The organism is Methyloparacoccus sp. NF-16 (assembly GCF_056880625.1).
This window is the reverse complement of the sequence record NZ_CP174130.1, coordinates 1,296,200-1,314,014: the sequence shown is the minus strand read 5'-3', so window position 1 is coordinate 1,314,014 and position 17,815 is coordinate 1,296,200. Positions and strand designations below refer to the sequence as shown.

The 17,815-nt window shown below is 65.2% G+C and carries 16 protein-coding genes and 1 pseudogene; 10 read left to right on the top strand and 7 right to left on the bottom strand.

Features of this window, described 5'->3' with window-relative positions:
- The 4 genes from ACH5N8_RS06300 to ACH5N8_RS06285 are packed head-to-tail and all read right to left on the bottom strand — an operon-like array spanning position 1 to position 3,486.
- Complete coding sequence (locus ACH5N8_RS06300; RefSeq protein WP_483282930.1) at positions 1 to 444, bottom strand: universal stress protein; 444 nt, start codon at positions 442 to 444, stop codon at positions 1 to 3.
- A gap of 14 nt (positions 445 to 458) precedes the next feature.
- Positions 459 to 962, bottom strand: a complete 504-nt coding sequence (locus ACH5N8_RS06295; protein WP_483282929.1) for a hypothetical protein — start codon at positions 960 to 962, stop codon at positions 459 to 461.
- A gap of 22 nt (positions 963 to 984) precedes the next feature.
- Complete coding sequence (locus ACH5N8_RS06290; protein ID WP_483282928.1) at positions 985 to 2,871, bottom strand: ABC-F family ATP-binding cassette domain-containing protein; 1,887 nt, start codon at positions 2,869 to 2,871, stop codon at positions 985 to 987.
- Positions 2,872 to 2,910: 39 nt separating this feature from the next.
- A complete protein-coding gene (locus ACH5N8_RS06285) occupies positions 2,911 to 3,486 on the bottom strand; it encodes a YcxB family protein (RefSeq protein ID WP_460027559.1) in 576 nt (191 codons plus the stop codon).
- A gap of 93 nt (positions 3,487 to 3,579) precedes the next feature.
- Between ACH5N8_RS06285 and bfr (ACH5N8_RS06280) the strand changes: the two genes are divergently transcribed.
- Complete coding sequence (gene bfr / locus ACH5N8_RS06280) at positions 3,580 to 4,047, top strand: bacterioferritin (protein ID WP_483282927.1); 468 nt, start codon at positions 3,580 to 3,582, stop codon at positions 4,045 to 4,047.
- 107 nt (positions 4,048 to 4,154) lie between these two features.
- Positions 4,155 to 4,361: a (2Fe-2S)-binding protein gene (locus ACH5N8_RS06275; protein ID WP_483282926.1), complete on the top strand. Its 207-nt coding sequence runs from the start codon at positions 4,155 to 4,157 to the stop codon at positions 4,359 to 4,361.
- 81 nt (positions 4,362 to 4,442) lie between these two features.
- Here ACH5N8_RS06275 and bfr (ACH5N8_RS06270) read toward each other — a convergent pair whose 3' ends face one another.
- On the bottom strand, positions 4,443 to 4,907 hold the full coding sequence (gene bfr, locus ACH5N8_RS06270) for a bacterioferritin (RefSeq protein ID WP_460027556.1): 465 nt from the start codon (positions 4,905 to 4,907) through the stop codon (positions 4,443 to 4,445).
- 44 nt (positions 4,908 to 4,951) lie between these two features.
- Between bfr (ACH5N8_RS06270) and ACH5N8_RS06265 the strand changes: the two are divergent.
- Positions 4,952 to 5,631: pseudogene (locus ACH5N8_RS06265) on the top strand (YqiA/YcfP family alpha/beta fold hydrolase).
- Between the two features lie 49 nt (positions 5,632 to 5,680).
- On the opposite strand, the gene ACH5N8_RS06260 reads toward ACH5N8_RS06265, so the two are convergent.
- Both ACH5N8_RS06260 and ACH5N8_RS06255 read right to left on the bottom strand, forming a co-directional pair.
- Complete coding sequence (locus ACH5N8_RS06260; protein WP_483282925.1) at positions 5,681 to 6,805, bottom strand: Rieske 2Fe-2S domain-containing protein; 1,125 nt, start codon at positions 6,803 to 6,805, stop codon at positions 5,681 to 5,683.
- Positions 6,806 to 6,861: 56 nt separating this feature from the next.
- Positions 6,862 to 7,875: an NAD-dependent epimerase/dehydratase family protein gene (locus ACH5N8_RS06255; protein ID WP_483282924.1), complete on the bottom strand. Its 1,014-nt coding sequence runs from the start codon at positions 7,873 to 7,875 to the stop codon at positions 6,862 to 6,864.
- Positions 7,876 to 7,964: 89 nt separating this feature from the next.
- On the opposite strand from ACH5N8_RS06255, the gene ACH5N8_RS06250 reads away from it, so the two are divergent.
- The 7 genes from ACH5N8_RS06250 to dnaE all read left to right on the top strand — a co-directional run bounded on the left by ACH5N8_RS06250 (position 7,965) and on the right by dnaE (position 17,769).
- A complete protein-coding gene (locus ACH5N8_RS06250) occupies positions 7,965 to 9,566 on the top strand; it encodes an FAD-binding oxidoreductase (RefSeq protein WP_483282923.1) in 1,602 nt (533 codons plus the stop codon).
- 416 nt (positions 9,567 to 9,982) lie between these two features.
- Positions 9,983 to 10,324 carry a septal ring lytic transglycosylase RlpA family protein gene (locus ACH5N8_RS06245; protein ID WP_460027551.1) on the top strand — a complete coding sequence of 114 codons (342 nt, stop codon included), beginning with the start codon at positions 9,983 to 9,985 and terminating at the stop codon, positions 10,322 to 10,324.
- 433 nt (positions 10,325 to 10,757) lie between these two features.
- Complete coding sequence (gene rfbB / locus ACH5N8_RS06240) at positions 10,758 to 11,831, top strand: dTDP-glucose 4,6-dehydratase (protein WP_483282922.1); 1,074 nt, start codon at positions 10,758 to 10,760, stop codon at positions 11,829 to 11,831.
- Positions 11,832 to 11,889: 58 nt separating this feature from the next.
- Entirely contained in the window at positions 11,890 to 12,777 is an 888-nt protein-coding gene (gene rfbA, locus ACH5N8_RS06235; protein WP_483282921.1) for a glucose-1-phosphate thymidylyltransferase RfbA, read from the top strand.
- Positions 12,774 to 13,325 carry a dTDP-4-dehydrorhamnose 3,5-epimerase gene (gene rfbC / locus ACH5N8_RS06230; RefSeq protein ID WP_483282920.1) on the top strand — a complete coding sequence of 184 codons (552 nt, stop codon included), beginning with the start codon at positions 12,774 to 12,776 and terminating at the stop codon, positions 13,323 to 13,325. Before rfbA ends, rfbC begins: the two co-directional genes overlap by 4 nt.
- Complete coding sequence (gene rfbD, locus ACH5N8_RS06225) at positions 13,319 to 14,236, top strand: dTDP-4-dehydrorhamnose reductase (protein ID WP_483282919.1); 918 nt, start codon at positions 13,319 to 13,321, stop codon at positions 14,234 to 14,236. Before rfbC ends, rfbD begins: the two co-directional genes overlap by 7 nt.
- An 11-nt stretch (positions 14,237 to 14,247) precedes the next feature.
- Complete coding sequence (dnaE, locus tag ACH5N8_RS06220; RefSeq protein WP_483282918.1) at positions 14,248 to 17,769, top strand: DNA polymerase III subunit alpha; 3,522 nt, start codon at positions 14,248 to 14,250, stop codon at positions 17,767 to 17,769.
- Positions 17,770 to 17,815: the final 46 nt, after the last annotated feature.

Below are 17,815 nucleotides of genomic sequence, written 5' to 3'. Positions count from 1 at the left end.
TCAATCCGCGTCCCGCAGGCGCACCGCCAGTACGTCGCACGGGGCGTGGTTGACCACGCTTGCGGCGGTGGAACCCAGCAGCAGCCCCAGCCCATGCCGCCCATGGGTGCCGAGGACGATGAGGTCGGCGCCGATTTCCCTGGCGATGCGGATGATCTCCAGCTTCGGGCTGCCAACCTCGACCCAGCAATGATCGACGGCGATGCCCTGCTCGCCCGCCAAGGCGTGCACGCGCTTCCTGGCCGAGGCGATCATCTGGTCGGTGAGATCAACCTCGAATGGCGAGACGGTGCCGAACGAGGTATCGACCGGTGGCAGATATTCGACGATGTGCAGCAGGTGCAGCTGGGCGCCGAACGTTCCGGCCAGCGCCGCCGCCTGCTCCAGTGCCTTGCCGCCGCCGGCCGAGAAGTCATGGGCCAGCAGAATGGTTGCGTAGGTCATCGCATCCTCCAGTGTTAATGCAGCGCGGGGAAAACGGTTGCCATGACTTTCAGGCTCAGCATGGTATAGACCAGCGACACCACCAGTCCGGCCAGATAGGGCAAGCCCAGGGCATGCCGCAGGATATGCCCGATCACGGCGATTTCCCACAGCATGGTGGCCAGCAGCATCAGGCTGACGGTCACCTGCACCGACGGCAGCAGCAGACCGGCGGCCAACAGCGGAAGCGCGAGCGCCGTGATGAGCGCATCGCAGCCCAGCGCCGCCGTCAGCGTCTGCTGGAACCGGCCGGGATGGCGCGAGAGGCGCAGACTGGCGAAGATGAACGCCGTCAACAGGGCCAGCGCCACCAGAGTCTGCAACCCTGCCGTCGCCATGTCGACCTCCAGCAGCCCCAGCAACAGGCTGGCCAGGGCATTCAGGGCCAGCACCAGACCCAGCAGGAAACCGGACCGGGGCACGTCCTGGGGGCCAAGGCGAAACCGGCAGATGTCCAGGAACAGCTTGATCAGGGGCATTGGCGAACGCGATGGCAGAGGGCTATTCGTCCGTGGCGGCTTCCAGCGCTTCCGCGGCGACCAGCCAGCGGTGCTCGGTTTCGGCGATGGCGGCCTCGATGCGGGTCCGCTCGGCCAGCAGCGATTGCAGGCTGTCCCTGGCCGAAGACAGATACAGCCCGGGATCGGCCAGCTTTTCCTCGATCGCCTGACGCTGGACCAGCCAGTGGTTCATGGCCTGTTCGGCCTTCTCGACCGCGCTCATCAGCGGTCTGAGCGCCCGCCGCCGGTCGGCGGCCTGGCGCCGCTGCGGCCTGGGCGAGGACGCATCAGCCGGCTGCGATCTCCCGGCCAGGGACAGGCGATGCTCGCCCAGCCAGCGGCGATAGTCGTCGAGATCGCCGTCGAAGGGGCTTGCCCGGCCATCGGCAACCAGCCAGAGATCATCGGCAACCGTTCGCAGCAGGTAGCGGTCGTGCGAGACCACCACCAGGGCACCCTCGTAATCCTGCAAGGCCAGGCTCAGCGCGTCCCTGGTCTGCAGATCGAGGTGATTGGTTGGCTCATCGAGCAGCAGGAGATTGGGCCGCTGGTACACCAGCAAGGCCAGAACCAGCCGGGACTTCTCGCCACCCGAGAAGGGGCCGATGGGAGCGAGCGTCTGCTCGCCGCGAAAGCCGAAACCGCCGAGGTAATTGCGCAGCTCCTTTTCGCCCGCCCGGCCATCGAGGCGCTGCAGATGCCACAGGGGACTTTCCTCCGGGCGCAACTGCTCCAGCTGGTGCTGGGCGAAATAGCCGATCCGGAGATCCTGTGCCGGCAGGCGTTCGCCGGCCTGGATCGGCAACGCGCCGGCCAGGACCTTCATCAGGGTGGACTTGCCCGCGCCATTGGGACCCAGGAGGCCGATCCGGTCGCCGGGGTTGATGGTCAGCCCCACACCGTCGAGGATGGCCTGCGCCCCGTAACCGGCCGCGGCCGCCTCCAGCTTGAGCAGCGGCGAGGGCGACCGTTCCGGGCGCTCGAAGCGGAATTCCAGCGCCGAATCCGCCTGCGCCAGCGCGATGAGGCGCATGCGGTCCAGTGCCTTGATGCGGCTCTGTACCTGCCGGGCCTTGGTGGCCTGGGCACGGAAGCGGTCGACGAAGCCCTGGATGCGTTGCAGTTCCCGCTGCTGCCGCTGGTAGGCCGCCTGCTGTTGCGCCAGCATCTCCGCCCGGCGCGTTTCGAAGGCGCTGTAATTGCCGGTGTGCAGGCTGACTCGGCCCTGCTCGATGTGCAGGATGTGGGTGGCGAGATCGTCCAGAAAGTCGCGGTCGTGGGACACCAGCAACAGCGTGCCGGGATAGCCGGCCAGCCAGTCCTGCAGCCAGATCACGGCATCCAGGTCGAGATGGTTGGTGGGTTCGTCCAGCAGCAGGATGTCGGACCGGCACATGAGCGCCTGGGCGACATTGAGACGTACCCGCCAGCCGCCGGAGAACTGCGATACCCGCCAGGTCTCCTGCCCCGGCGCGAAACCCAGTCCACGGAGCAGGCGCGCCGCGCGGGCCTGCGCGTCGTAGCCGCCAATCTGCTCGAAGCGGACGTGGAGTTGCGCCAGTCCGAGACCATCGCCGGCCAACTCGGCTTCGCTGATTTGGTACTGGATCGACCTGAGCTCGCGATCGCCCTCCAGCACGTAATCCAGCGCCGTATCCTCGACCGCCGGGGTTTCCTGGGCGACATGGGCGATTTCCAGGCCGGGCGGCAGACTCAGATCGCCGGCCTCGGGCTGCAGGTGCCCGAGCATGAGTTCGAACAGGCTCGATTTCCCGGCACCATTGGCGCCGGTGATGCCGATCCGGTCACCCCGGTTGAGAGTGAAGCTGGCATTCTCGAACAGAACCTTGGTGCCGCGGCGCAGGGTCAGCGAGCGGGCATTGATCATGCTGGAATCCGCGAAGTCTGGCGCTGGCCGGAGCCGGGATCAGGACGCCTTTTCAATGCGCTTTTCGGCTTCCTTGAAGAACTCGACGATGTCACCCTGCTTGACGGTAGCCCGGGGGATGATCAGCGCCGAATCCAGCGAGACGAAGATGAAGGCATAATTCTTGATCGCCTCGATGCGCAGGATGTCGTCCCAGCGTATGCGCGATTCGCCTTCCTTGCTCTGCTCCACCAGTTCCTTGGGCTCGATCCGCAGCGTGTAGTCGCCAAGGATGCGGGTCTTGTCCTCGTCCGTGTACAGGCGGGCAATCTTGCGCCGCGTGCTCCAGCGAATGTAGAACGGCGCCGCCAGCCCCCAAACCACCGCGGCAACGCCGATCCAGGCGGCCGTCAGCGTATCCTGGTAATAAAACCACACGACCATGGCGATCAGGATCATGAGGCCGGGTATGGTCGCCTGATGCCGGCGCAGGGTCTTTTGCAGCTTTTCGGCACTTTTCAGCTGATGATCGTTGAACGCGAGCAAATCCTTCTCGCGCAACTCGTACTGGATTTCGGTCATGGCAACGGGGGGATTGAGGAAGAAACGGCGCGCCAGTCGCTGCTGGCTTTTCAAAGCGAGTTAGTATACGCACTTCACTGGCAGATTACCGTTTCTACCGGGCGCCTGTCACCCAGGCCGCAGCCCCTCTTTACAGGAGATACCGCAATGCAAGGCCATCCCGATGTCATCGCCACGCTCAATCATCTGCTGGCCGGCGAGCTGACCGCCATCGACCAGTATTTCCTCCATGGCCGGCTGTGCCGGGAATGGGGCCTGACCCGGCTCCATGAACATCTCGCCCATGAAATGCAGGAGGAACAGGGACATGCCGACGCGCTGATACGCCGCATCCTGTTTTTCGGCGAGATCCCCAGCCTGGATCAGCGGCAACCGCTGCACATCGGGCGCGATGTGCCGGAAATCTTCGGTAACGACCTGAGCCTCGAGTACCGGGTGATTGCCGAGCTGCGGGAGGCCATCGCCCTGTGCGAAAAGGTCCGGGACTACCCGACCCGCGACCTGCTGCTGGAATTGCTCAGGGACACGGAGGAGGATCACACCCGCTGGCTGGAAACCCAGCTGGGACTGATCGGCAAGATCGGACTGGACAACTATCTCCAGGCGCAGCTGTAGGCGTGACTGGAATCGGTTACCACGGCAGAGGGAATGACATCGGCGCCTATTGATAACCGTTCTTGTTTGCTCTAGGATGTCATCCGACTCCACCGGATGAACAAGCCATGTACGTCTGCATTTGCAAAAGCGTGACCGACAGCCAGATCAGGAAGTGCGTGCGCGATAAGGGGGTACGCAATCTGCGTGGCCTGCGCCGCGAACTGGGCGCCTGCGACCAGTGTGGCAAGTGCGCACCGGAAGCCCGACAGCTGATCAGCGAGTGCGTCGACGAAATCCGGCATCATGACCGCCATCTGCTGACGGCCGCGTAACAGAACGCCTGCCGGATCGGCCGATCCGGCAGGCGTCGCGAATGGTGGAGACGGGAGAACGGCTCTGCATTGCCCCCGCAATCACATCATCGACTGCTGATAGTTCTGTTCGCCGATCCGGGCGATGAGATCGAGCTGGGTCTCGATCCAGTCGATATGTTCCTCCTCGCTTTCCAGTATCGACTGGAACAGGTCGCGACTGACGAAATCGCCGATCTGTTCACAGTAGGCGATCGCCTCCTTCAGTTCGGGAAGCGCCTCATGCTCCAGGGCGAGATCGCATTCCAGCATCTCCTTGGTATGCTCGCCGATCTTGAGCTTGCCCAGATCCTGCAGGTTCGGCAATCCCTCCAGAAAGAGGATGCGCTCGATCACCCGGTCGGCATGCTTCATCTCGTCGATGGACTCGTGGTACTCCTTCTCGTTCAGCTTGCTCAACCCCCAGTTCTTGAACATGCGGGCATGCAGAAAGTACTGGTTGATCGCGGTCAGCTCATTCGACAGGACCTTGTTGAGATGCTTGATGACTTTTTTATCGCCTTTCATCGGGATTGCCTCCGGTTGATATCCTTACGACCCAGATACAGATTATGGCAAAGCCTAACGCCTTGCTGCCCGCCGAGCAATCGCGGGGGCGGCGCCCTCGCATCGCCGGCCACCCACCAGCACCTCACCCGATGATCATCTACCTGCACGGCTTCCGTTCGGCACCGACTTCGACCAAGGCTCGGCTATTGCACACCCGCCTGCAGCAGCAGGGGCTCGGCGATCGGCTCTGGTGCGAGCAACTGGCGGTCAGCCCACGTCAGGCCATCGACCAGGTCGAGGCCGCCATTGCCGCCCAGGATGGCAAACCCGTGCTCATCGGCAGCTCGCTGGGCGGTTACTACGCCACCTACCTGGCCGAGAAACACGACCTGCGGGCCATCCTGATCAACCCCGCCACCTATGCCGACAGGACGCTGCAACCCTGGATCGGCACCCACACCAATCTCTACACGGGCGAGACCTTCGCGTTCACCGGGCGCCACTCGAGGAACTTAAGGCGCTGGCTGTGCCGACGCTACGGCAGCCGTCGCGGTTCTGGCTGATCGTGGAGACGGGCGATGAGATGCTCGACTACCGCGAGGCGGTGTCACGCTATGCGGGTGCCCGCCAGACCGTCATCGAGGGTGGCAACCACGGCCTGCAGAGCTTCCCGCGGCTGCTCGACGAGATCCTGAGCCAGGCCGGCCTGGCATCGCAGCCGGCGGGGCAGCAACCGGACTGACGGCAAAAACCCCGGCGCCGGACAGCCCTCCATCCGGCGCGCGTACCCCCTAGCCCGCCTGGCGGCGGGCGACCCGGACAGGCCCGGAACGGTCCAGGAAATCCTGCCACTTCTGCACGGTCAGCTTCTGCAACAGCGGCACCACGGGGTTGAGCTCGATCGGCGGGGCATCCCAATGGGCATCGTAACCGATCTGCTCCGCCTCCAGCGCCACCCCGTCCTCGGCCAGCAAGGGCTTGAACAGCAGCGGCACCGAGGCGTTGAGCACCATCTGGGTCAGCCACTTGGGCGCGTTCATGGCGATCAGTGGGATCTTCACGCTGTCGAAATAGAACACGAAGAACACCCGGGTGGTGCGCTCGTCGATAGGCAGCAGGAAGCAGTAATGCTTGATGCTGTCACCGGTGTTCGACCACTGGTAGGGGTACTCGTAGCAGATTTCGATGGACCGCGTGTTGACGCGCTGACGGTTGACGAAATACTTGGAGAACTTGCCCTCGGCCATGTAGGTGTCGTAGGTCAGATAGACCCGGTCGTCATCGGCCTCGTAATGGGTCAGCTTGGCGTCGACGAAGGGCTGGTACTTCCGGTGCAGGAAGGCATGGGCGAAGTCGCAGATATTGTCGATCACCATGGAATGATGGGTCTTCCAGGTGTAGTCGACGGTGAAACCGGCCCAGGGATCGTCACGCAGCAGCTCGGGGATCTGTGGCGGCCGGAGGGTTTCCGCCTGCTCCGCATCGCCCGGGAAGATCCAGATCAGGCCATACAGCACCTGGATGGGGTAGGTGCGCAGCTGGTGCTTGATCAGCGACTTGCCGAAGCTGTCGTGGGAATAGTCGGTCAGCCAGCCGTCACGGTCGAAGGACCAGCCATGGTAGGCGCAGCGCAGCTGGCACTTGTCGACGGCGCCATGACTGAGCTTGAGGTGCCGATGCGGACAGCGGTTCTGTACCGCGCCCAGGACCCCGTCCTCGCCCCGGAATACGGCGATGGAGAGGTTCCAAAAGACGATTTCCCTGACCTCGCCCTTCTTGATGGCCTGATCGTATTCGACCGCATACCAGCGCTCGGGATCGAGACCCGAGGCGCGGGCCTTCTGGCGGGTATTGCGGGCGTCCTCAAAGGTGGGCGGCGGCAAGGTCTCTCGGGTCGGGTGCAGGGTATTCCGCATGGGCGATGGTCTCCATGGCTTGGGTGATGGACAGCGCGGGACGTGCGGCGCCCCGGTCAGCGAGGCCGAATGACGCCCCGGCGCACGAAATCCTCGTAGGCGTCCCGCACGGCATCGCGCAACGAGGTGGGACGGAATCCCAGTTCCTCGCGTGCCTTGCCGTGGTCTGCACGGCGCCGCATGCGCAGCAGGCGCACCGCCGCCGGCGTGAAGCGGCGCGGACGATTGGGGAAAACCCGGAACCAGGTCCTGTCGGCGACTTCGGCCATGGCGGCCATGACCGGCGGCGGCAGGCGCAGGCGGGGTTTGGGCTTGCCCGTGACCTCGCCGAACAGCCCCAGCAGGTCATCGACGCTGGAATAGGCCGTGCTGAAGATGTATTTCTGTCCCGAACGCCCTGCCTGCATGGCCAGCACATGCCCCTCGGCCATGTCGCGCGCGGAGACGAACTCGAATCCGCCCGGAATATAGGCTCGCAGGCGACCGTGAGCGTAGTCGACCAGCACCTGTCCGATACGCGAGGGGACGTAATCATGGGGACCGACGATGGCGCAGGAGGTGGCCACCACCACGTTCAGTCCATCGGCATGCGCCTGCAGGCAATGGTGCTCCACCAGATGCTTGGTGAAACCGTAGGGCAGATGCCGATCGAAGGGATAGAACGGCATCGCCTCGTGACTGGGCCGATCCCCCTCGTAGCCGGTGGCGCTCAGAGAACCCGAGACGACAACCTTGTCGACACCCAGCTCGAGCGCGGCATCCAGCACATGGCGAGTGCCCAGGACATTGGTATCGAACACCTCGCGCCGGTGCGCGGCATTGCCGTGGATGGTCGAGACCAGGGCGGCACAATGGTGGATGCGGTCGCAACCACGCATGGCCTGGAACACCGAGCCCCGCTCGCGCAGATCGCCCTCGACCCGCTCCACATCGAGCCCGGCCAGGGCACCGTTGTCGCGCCCGGGGCGCACCAGAATCCTGACCTCCTCGCCGTCGGCGAGCAGACGCCTGAGCAGGTTGGCCCCGAGATGGCCGGTCGCCCCCGTCAGCAGTATCTTGCCGTGGCCCATCGATATTTGACGCAGTCTCGCATAAGCCGCCAATGGTACCATGTCGAAATCTGCGCAACCGCCGACAATGCCACCAAGCACGGGTTTCCATGAGCCAAGACAAGCAGCCGGCCGGCCAACTGTTCGAGTACATCCTGACCCATCACCGCGGGCTGTTCGCCACGCTGGTGCTGTTGCCGATCTCCTGCCTCTACAGCAGTTACGTCTACCTGCGCAACCATATCCTGTTTCGCCTGCGTTCGGCCCCGAGCCGGCACGAGCAGCGGGTTCGGGACGTGATCCGGCAGATCGAGGACTGGCAGCAGGCCGGCGCCAGGGAACAGCTCTGTACCGCCCGCTCGGGCTGGCAGGCCATGAGCGAGATGGTGCCGAAGTACAAACTGTCGCGGCGCAACATCCGCATCAGCCTCTACGATGTCCTGGAGATCAACACCGAAAAGGGGACCGTCCGGGTGGAGCCGCTGGCCAGCATGGGACAGGTCTCGCGCACCCTGATCGCCCAGGGCTGGATCCTGCCGGTGGTGCCGGAGCTGGATGACCTCACCGTCGGCGGACTGATCATGGGCTTCGGCGTCGAGACCAGCAGCCACAAGTACGGCCTGTTCCAGTACATCTGCGAGTCCTTCGACATCGTCACCGCCGAGGGCAAACGGGTGCATTGCAGCGCCACCGAGAACAGCGAGCTGTTCCATCTGATCCCCTGGAGCCATGGCACGCTGGGTTTCCTGGTCGCCGCGGAGCTGAAGATCATTCCGGCGCGGCAATACGTCCGCGTCCACTACCAGCCGGTCACCACCCTGGACGAGCTGTGTGCGGGCTTCGACCGCGAATGCCGCAAGGTTGACGCCAACGAGTACGTCGAGGCACTGGTCTACAGCCGCGATACCGGCGTCATCATGACCGGGACGCTGACCGACAGGCCGGGGCAGGAGGGTCCGGTCAACCGCATCGGCCGCTGGTACCAGCCCTGGTTCTACAAGCATGTCGAGAGCCTGCTCAAGGCCGGCCGGCCGGTGGTCGAGTACGTTCCCCTGCGCGATTATCTGCACCGCCACACCCGGAGCTATTTCTGGGCAATGGAGGAGATCATCCCGTTCGGCAATCATCCGCTGTTCCGCTGGCTGCTGGGCTGGGCGCTGCCGCCGCGCATCGAACTGCTGAAATACACCGAGACCGAGACCACCCGCCGGCTGCGCGAAAAGCATCATGTGGTACAGGACATGCTGATGCCGATGGCCTGGCTGAAACAGTCCATCGAATACTTCGACGAGCACTTCGACATCTACCCACTGTGGCTCTCGCCGATGGCAATCTTCGACAATCCCCGGCACCTGGGGCTGGTCCACCCGTATCGGGACGCCCGGGGCAAGGTCGACGAAATGTACGTGGACATCGGCGCTTATGGCACAGCGAAAAAGGCGGGCTTCGACGGCCGCACCGCCCTGCCCTTGCTGGAGCGCTTCGTCATCGAGCACCACGGCTACCAGGCGCTCTACGCCAAGACCCTGCTGAGTGAAACCGATTTCCGCCGCATGTTCGACCACAGCGCCTACGACCACCTGCGGGAGCAGCTGCCCTATTGCAAGCAGGCCTTCGGCGAGATTTACGACAAGGTTTCCGCCCGCGGACGCATTTCTCCGGTGGAAATGCGCAAGCTCAGGTCACGCGACGCCGGCGCATCGCCAAGCTAGAACGGCACAACACCCATCCTGACCATCCGGGCGCGGTATCGGGGAGGCATGCCGCCCATACGGCAAGGCGGCAGTGGCGGCACCGTCGGCCGGGGCTTGATCGTCGCCCACCATCATGGTTACACTGTAACCACTGTCAACCAGTCCATGCGACTTACCTGAACAACATCCACGGGCCATGGCGTCCGTGAACCGAACGGTACCCAGCGCGAAACCGACGTGGCAATCGCCGCCCGGCGACGGTGGGTTCCTGGCCTGTCAGCCGAGAGGCTGATTCTCCCCGGCAATCCTGGCACCTGACACCGCAAACGGGATCGGCCTCCACCGAAGACCGTTTCGCGTGGGCGCGAGATTGCTCAACCCGTGATGAAACCATGCAACCCATGGCTCATGACAACCTATGATCGAGGTGAAAAATGATCAAAAAGCTCTTGTTTGCGACAACCTTGCTGGCTTCCGGCGAGACCATGGCCTACCAGGCCGTGGGCCATGCCTCCTGGTACGGTCCCGGTTTCGATGGCCACAAGACCGCCTCCGGGAAACGCTTCAGCCGGCATGCGCTGACCGCGGCGCACAAGTCCCTGCCCCTGAACTCCCATGTGCGGGTGACCAATCTGGCCAACAATGAATCCGTCGTCGTCGAGATCAATGACCGTGGGCCCTTTTCGCGCGGCCGCCTGATCGATCTTTCCCAGGCGGCTGCCCGCGCCATCGGCCTCCGCGGTATCGGCAAGGTAGAAGTCACCGCCCTGGACTGAGGCACACTCGGCGGACGCTCCTCGCCTCCGGCGAGCAGCGACAGGACCGTCAAGCCACGTAGATAGAGGAATTGGCGAAAGGAACAGGAACCGCCACGGCACTCCGGAATCGCCAGCAATGTCACCAATCCCCCTATCCACTTAACTTCCCCCTCCGGATCGGGCGAGCCCGGATAGCCCCGCCCGATCCTTCCGCGGTCACCCGCGGGACGCTCCCGACCCGCCGGCGATGCGGTAGAATTCGCGGCATTATCGCGGTGCCACGGCCATATGAATCGCGGGCGCCTGCCCGGATTCCGTCGCCGACAGCCGGTCGCCCGATGATCTGCTATACGGGCAGACAGGCGGAACGGCCCCGTCTCTCCTACCGGCCATCGTTGCCCACCAATGCGACGGGCCCAATTCCACGCGCAAACCCAGCCGGAGTCGCTTGATGCAGACCACCCAGACCCTACTCGTTACCGGCGGCGCCGGGTTCATCGGCGGCAATTTCGTCATTCGCCAGATACAGCGCGGCGATACGGAGATCGTCAACCTGGACGCGCTCACCTATGCCGGCAACCTGGATACTCTGGACAGCGTGGAGGATCACCCGAACCACAATTTCGTGCTCGGCTCGATCGGCGACAGCGCGCTGGTGGATTATCTGCTGCTCCGCCACCAACCCACGGCCATCGTCAATTTTGCCGCCGAGAGCCATGTCGATCGCTCGATCGACTCACCCGAGGCCTTCATCCAGACCAATATCCTCGGCACCTTCCAGTTGCTGGAAGCGGCCCGCCGCTACTGGCGCAACCTGGCGGATGACGCCCGGAACCGGTTCCGCTTCCTGCATGTGTCGACCGATGAGGTCTACGGCAGCCTCGGGCCCAGCGGCAGGTTCACCGAGACCACGCCCTACCAACCCAACTCGCCCTATTCCGCCTCCAAGGCCAGTTCCGACCATCTGGTGCGGGCGTATTTCCATACCTATGGCCTGCCTGTCCTGACCACCAACTGCTCCAACAACTATGGGCCCTTCCAGTTTCCGGAAAAACTGATCCCCCTGATGATCCACAACGCCCTGGCGGGCCGGCCGCTGCCGGTCTACGGTGACGGCTCGAATGTCCGCGACTGGCTGTACGTGGAAGACCACTGCCGGGCGATCGAGCGGGTACTGGAAGCCGGCACGCCGGGCGAGGTTTACAATGTCGGCGGCAACAACGAGCTGACCAACCTGTCGGTGGTACAGGCGCTCTGCGATCTGCTGGACGAACTGTGCCCGGATTCACCGCACAGGCCGCACCGTCAGCTGATCAACTTCGTCACCGACCGCCCGGGACACGACCGGCGCTACGCCATCGACGCCGGCAAGATCGCCTCGCAGCTGGGCTGGGTGCCGAGCGAAACCTTCGCGACCGGGCTGCGCAAGACCGTGCGCTGGTATCTGGACCACCAGAACTGGTGTCAGCGGGTCATGGACGGCAGCTATCGCGGCGAGCGGCTGGGCACCGGCACGGCCGGCTGAGCCACCCTCGCCAGGACACCGCATCCCCGACACCACACGCTCCGAGTCTCCCTGCCCTATGTCGACCCTGAAAGGCATCATTCTCGCCGGCGGCTCCGGCACCCGGCTGCACCCGCTCACCCACGTGACCAGCAAGCAGCTGCTGCCGGTCTACGACAAGCCGATGATCTACTACCCGCTGTCGGTGCTCATGCTGGCCGGCATTCGCGACGTGCTCATCATCACCACGCCGCACGACGCGCCGATGTTCCAGCGGCTGCTGGGCGCCGGCAGCCAGTGGGGCATGGCGCTCAGCTACCGCGAGCAACCGCGGCCCGAGGGACTGGCACAGGCCTTCGTCATCGGGCGCGACTTCATCGGCCGGGATCGCTCCTGCCTGATCCTCGGCGACAACATCTTCTACGGCCATGGCTTTACCGAAACCCTCGCCCGGGCGGCGGCCCGACCGGAGGGCGCCACCGTGTTCGGCTACTGGGTCCAGGATCCGGAACGCTACGGCGTGGCCGAATTCGATGCCGCAGGCCGGGTGGTCAGCCTGGTCGAGAAACCCAGGGCGCCGAAGTCCAACTACGCCGTGACCGGCCTGTACTTTTACGATCACCAGGTCATCGACATGGCCCGCGACCTGAAGCCGGGCGCCCGGGGCGAACTGGAGATCACCGACATCAACAACCTCTATCTGGCCCTGGGGCAGCTGCAGGTGGAAAAGCTGGGCCGCGGCATCGCCTGGCTCGATACCGGCACCCATGACTCGCTGCTGCAGGCATCCAACTTCATCCAGACCATCGAGCAGCGCCAGGGCCTCAAGGTCAGCTGCCCCGAGGAAATCGCCTGGAGTCAGGGCTGGATCAGCTCGGAACAGCTTGCCGCGCAGGCGGAACCCCTGCGCAAGAGCCACTACGGCGAGTATCTCCTGCGTCTCCTGACCATGGAGCGGCCGGCATGATCATCGAAACCACGCCGCTCCCCGGCCTGTTGCGAGTCCAGCCGGACGTCTTCGGCGACGAGCGCGGCTTTTTCCAGGAAACCTGGCACCAGCGGCGCTACGCGGAAGCCGGCCTGGACCGGCAGTTCGTGCAGGACAACCTGTCCTGGTCGCGCCGCGGCATCCTGCGGGGGCTGCATTTCCAGAATCCGGGGCCGCAAGGCAAGCTGGTGTACGTCCTGCAGGGCGAGGTCTTCGACGTGGCCGTCGACGTGCGGGCCGATTCCCCGACCTTCGGCCAGTGGTACGGCGAAACCCTGTCGGCGGAAAACCATCGGCAGCTGTTCGTCCCGGAAGGCTTTGCGCACGGCTTCTGCGTCACCAGCGAAACCGCCCTGTTCGCCTACAAGTGCACCGGTTTCTACGATCCCGGCAGCGAGCACAGCCTGCTCTGGAACGACCCCAACATCGGCATCCGCTGGCCGCTCGAACAGCCCGAGCTCTCGCCCAAGGATCGCCAGGGCCGGCCTCTTGGCGACTTCCCGCGCGATGCCCTGAGCGTATGGTGAAACCGGCCATCCTGCTGATCGGTCGGGACGGTCAGCTCGCCTGGGAACTGCGCCGCACCCTGGCCTGCCTGGGCGAGGTCGTGGCCCTGGGACGCACCGGCGCGCCGGCCATCGACCTGGCCCGCCCGGAAACGCTCGCCAAGACCGTGCGCGAATTGCGACCGCAGCTGATCGTCAATGCCGCCGCCTACACCGCGGTCGACCGGGCCGAGCAGGAACCCGAACAGGCGCGGCGGATCAACGCCGAGGCCGTCGGCATCCTGGCGCAGGCGGCGCGCGCCGCCGGGTGCGGCCTGGTGCACTACTCGACCGACTACGTGTTCGCAGGCGATGCCGGCCGCCCCTATCGCGAGGACGATCCGACCGCTCCGCTCGGCCAGTACGGGCTCAGCAAGCTCGCCGGCGAGGCGGTCATCCGTGCCGCCGGCATTCCCCACCTGATCCTGCGCACGGCCTGGATCTACGGCGGCCGCGGACAGAATTTCCTGCTGACCATGCTCCGTCTGATGCGCGAGCGCGACAACCTCGGCATCGTCGACGACCAGATCGGCGCTCCCACCTGGAGCCGGCTGATTGCCGAGGCCACCGCCCTGATGCTGGCGCGCTGTCTTGATCGGGACCGCTTCGCGCTGGCCGATCACGCCGGTACCTACCACCTGACCGCTGCCGGCGTCACCAGCTGGTACGGCTTCGCCGCCGCCATCCGGGAGCTGGCCCTGGCCCGGGGTCTGCTGGAAGCGACGGCCGCCCGGCTCCGGCCCATCGCGACAGCCGAATATCCGACCCCTGCCCGACGGCCAGCCTATTCGGTGCTGGCCGGCGACCGGCTCGCCCGGACATTCGGCCTCCAGTTGCCGGACTGGCGCCAGTCGCTGGAGCTGTGCCTGGATGAAATCGCCCTGTCCCGCTGAGCCGACGCGCGATGAACCCGCCCGCCTTCGTCCACCTGCGTCTGCACACCGAGTACTCGCTGATCGACGGTCTGATCGACATCAAGGCCTTGGTCAGGCAATGCGCCAAACTGGGCATGCCGGCGGTGGCCGTCACCGACCACACCAATCTCTTCTCGCTGGTCAAGTTCTACAAGGCGGCCCAGTCCGCCGGCGTCAAGCCGATCACCGGCGCCGACGTGCTGCTCTACAATGCCGCCGAACCGGCCTCGCCCTACCTGCTGACCCTGCTGGTCCAGGATGAGACCGGCTATCGCAGCCTCAGCGAACTGCTGTCCCGCGCCTACCGAGAGAACCAGCACCAGGGCGTGGCACAGGTCGTGCCACACTGGCTGGAAGAGCGCAATGCCGGGCTGATCGCCCTGTCCGGCGGACGGCAGGGACAGATCGGCCGGACCCTGCTGGCCGGCAACTGGGAAGAGGCCCGGCAGCTGGCCGGATACTGGCAGGGCATCTTTCCGGACCGCTTCTACCTGGAATTGCAGCGCACCGGCCGGCCGCACGAGGATATCTACCTGGATGCCGCCGTGGCGCTGGCCACGGAACTGGCGCTGCCGGTCGTCGCCACCAACGATGTGCGCTTCCTGCATGCCAGCGAGTTCGACGCCCATGAAGCCCGCGTCTGCATCCATCAGGGGCGGGTGCTGGAGGATCCGCGGCGGCCTCGCGACTACACCGATCAGCAGTATCTCAAGAGCCCGGCGGAGATGGCCGAGCTGTTCGCCGATCTGCCCGAGGCCTTGGAAAACGCCGTCGAAATCGCCAAGCGCTGCAACCTCAGGCTGACCCTGGGCCAGAACTTCCTGCCCCAGTACCCGGTGCCGGCCGGCATGAGCACCGGCGATTATTTCGCCGAAGCCTCCCGCCAGGGCCTGCGCGAGCGCCTGGCGGTGCGCGCCCCGGTCGGCAAGGACTCGCTGGAGGAGCGCACCCGGTCCTACCAGGAGCGGCTGGAGCTGGAAATCGGCGTCATCAACCAGATGGATTTCCCCGGCTACTTCCTGATCGTCGCCGACTTCATCCAGTGGGCCAAGCAGCATGGCATACCCGTCGGCCCGGGGCGCGGCTCGGGCGCCGGCTCGCTGGTGGCCTACGCCCTCAAGATCACCGACCTCGACCCGATCGAATTCGAGCTGCTGTTCGAGCGCTTCCTCAATCCGGAGCGGGTCTCCATGCCCGACTTCGACGTCGATTTCTGCATGGATCGCCGCGACGAGGTGATCGACTATGTCGCCCGCACCTATGGTCGCGACCGCGTGTCGCAGATCATCACCTACGGCAGCATGGCGGCCAAGGCCGTGGTCCGCGATGTCGGACGCGTGCTCGGCCATCCCTACGGTTTCGTCGACCGCATCGCCAAGCTGATCCCGTTCGAGCTTGGCATCACCCTCGAAAAGGCCCTGCAGGACAGCGAGGACCTGCGGGCACTGTACGAAGCCGACGACGAGGTGCGGGCACTGATCGACCTGGCGCAGTCGCTGGAGGGCCTGACCCGCAACGCCGGCAAGCATGCCGGCGGCGTGGTGATCGCGCCCACCGATCTCACCGACTTCTGCCCGCTCTATTGCGAGGCCGGCGGCGACAACCTGGTCACCCAGTTCGACAAGGACGATGTCGAAGCCATCGGCCTGGTCAAGTTCGACTTCCTCGGCCTGCGGACGCTGACCATCATCGACTGGGCGCTGCAGACCATCAACCGCCAGCGGGCCGGCCGGGGCGAGGCCGCCATCGATATCGCCCAGATTCCGCTCGATGATCCGGCCGCCTACGAGCTGCTGAAGAGCTGTCAGACCACCGCCGTGTTCCAGCTGGAATCGCGCGGCATGAAGGACCTGATCAAGCGGCTCCGGCCGGACTGCTTCGAGGACATCATCGCCCTGGTGGCGCTGTTCCGGCCCGGCCCCCTGCAGTCGGGCATGGTCGACGACTACATCAACGTCAAGCACGGCAAGCAGCAGGCCGAGTACCCGCACCCGCTCCTGGAACCCATCCTCAAGCCCACCAACGGCGTCATCGTCTACCAGGAACAGGTGATGAAGATCGCCCAGGACATGGCCGGCTACACCCTGGGCGGCGCCGACCTGCTGCGCCGCGCCATGGGCAAGAAGAAGCCGGAGGAGATGGCCAAGCAGCGGGAAATCTTCGTCGGCGGCGCCACGGCGAAGGGCATCGACCCGGCCATTTCCGGCTACATCTTCGACCTGATGGAGAAGTTCGCCGGCTACGGTTTCAACAAGTCGCATTCGGCAGCCTATGCCCTGGTCTCCTACCAGACGGCCTGGCTCAAGGCGCACTATCCATCGGCCTTCATGGCGGCGGTGCTGTCCTCGGACATGGACAAGACCGACAAGGTCGTGGTGTTCATCGAGGAATGCCGCAACATGAAGCTGGCCCTCCTCCCGCCCGACATCAACCGCTCGGAGTTCCGTTTCTCGGCCCAGGATGACGGCGTCATCCAGTACGGGCTGGGCGCCATCAAGGGTGTCGGCGAAAGCGCTATCGGCGATATCCTGGAAGAGCGTCGCCGCAACGGCCCGTTCCGCGACCTGCGCAATCTCTGCCGGCGCATCGACGGCCGCAAGGTCAACCGCCGTGTGCTGGAGGCCCTGATCCGCGCCGGCGCGCTGGACAGCCTCGACCCCAACCGCGCCCACCACATGGCGGCGCTGGGCGACGCCCTCAGGGCCGCCGAGCAGCATGGCGCCATGGCGGCTTCCGGTCAGGATGACCTGTTCGGGCTGTCGGACGAGCCGGCGCCCGCGTCGAACGACCCGGCCATGCCGGAGGTGGAACCCTGGCCCGAGGCGGAACGCCTCAGCCAGGAAAAGGCCACCCTGGGCCTCTATCTGACCGGTCACCCCATCACCGCCTACGAACGGGACATCACCCACTTCATCAGCGACCGGCTCGGCCCGCTCGCCGAGAAGCACGACCGCAGCGGCGGCACCGAAAGCGGCTATGGCCGGCGCCAGGAAATCAGGGCGGTGGTGGCCGGACTGATCGTGGATCTGCGCACCAAGCAGAACAAGAACGGCAAGCGCATGGCATTCGTGACCCTGGACGACCGGACCGGCCGGCTGGAGGTCGCCATCTTCTCGGAAGCCTTCGACCGCTGTCGCGAATACCTGGTCAAGGACACGCTGCTGGTGGCTGAAGGCAACCTGAGCTGGGACGACTTCGCCGGCCAGCTGCGGCTTGGCGCCGAGCGTCTGATGAGCATCGAGGCGGCACGGGTCGAGTTCGCGAAGCGACTGATCCTGAAGTGGCGCGAGCCGTCGCCCAATGGCGCCGGCGACACGAGCGTCGCGTCGCTGAGGGACCTGCTGGAACCCTATACGGGCGGCCATTGCCAGGTGTTCGTCGAATTCCGCAGCCGCGGCGCCGAGACCCTCATGCACCTGGGCGAACGCTGGCGCGTCCGGCCCGAGGAGCCCCTGCTGAAACAGTTGCGGGCGTTGCATGACGAGGAGCCGGTCCAGCTGGTCTATCAGTGACGGATCGCCGTACCTCTCCGCCCCGGTCCGCTCCCGGAGAGCCCCG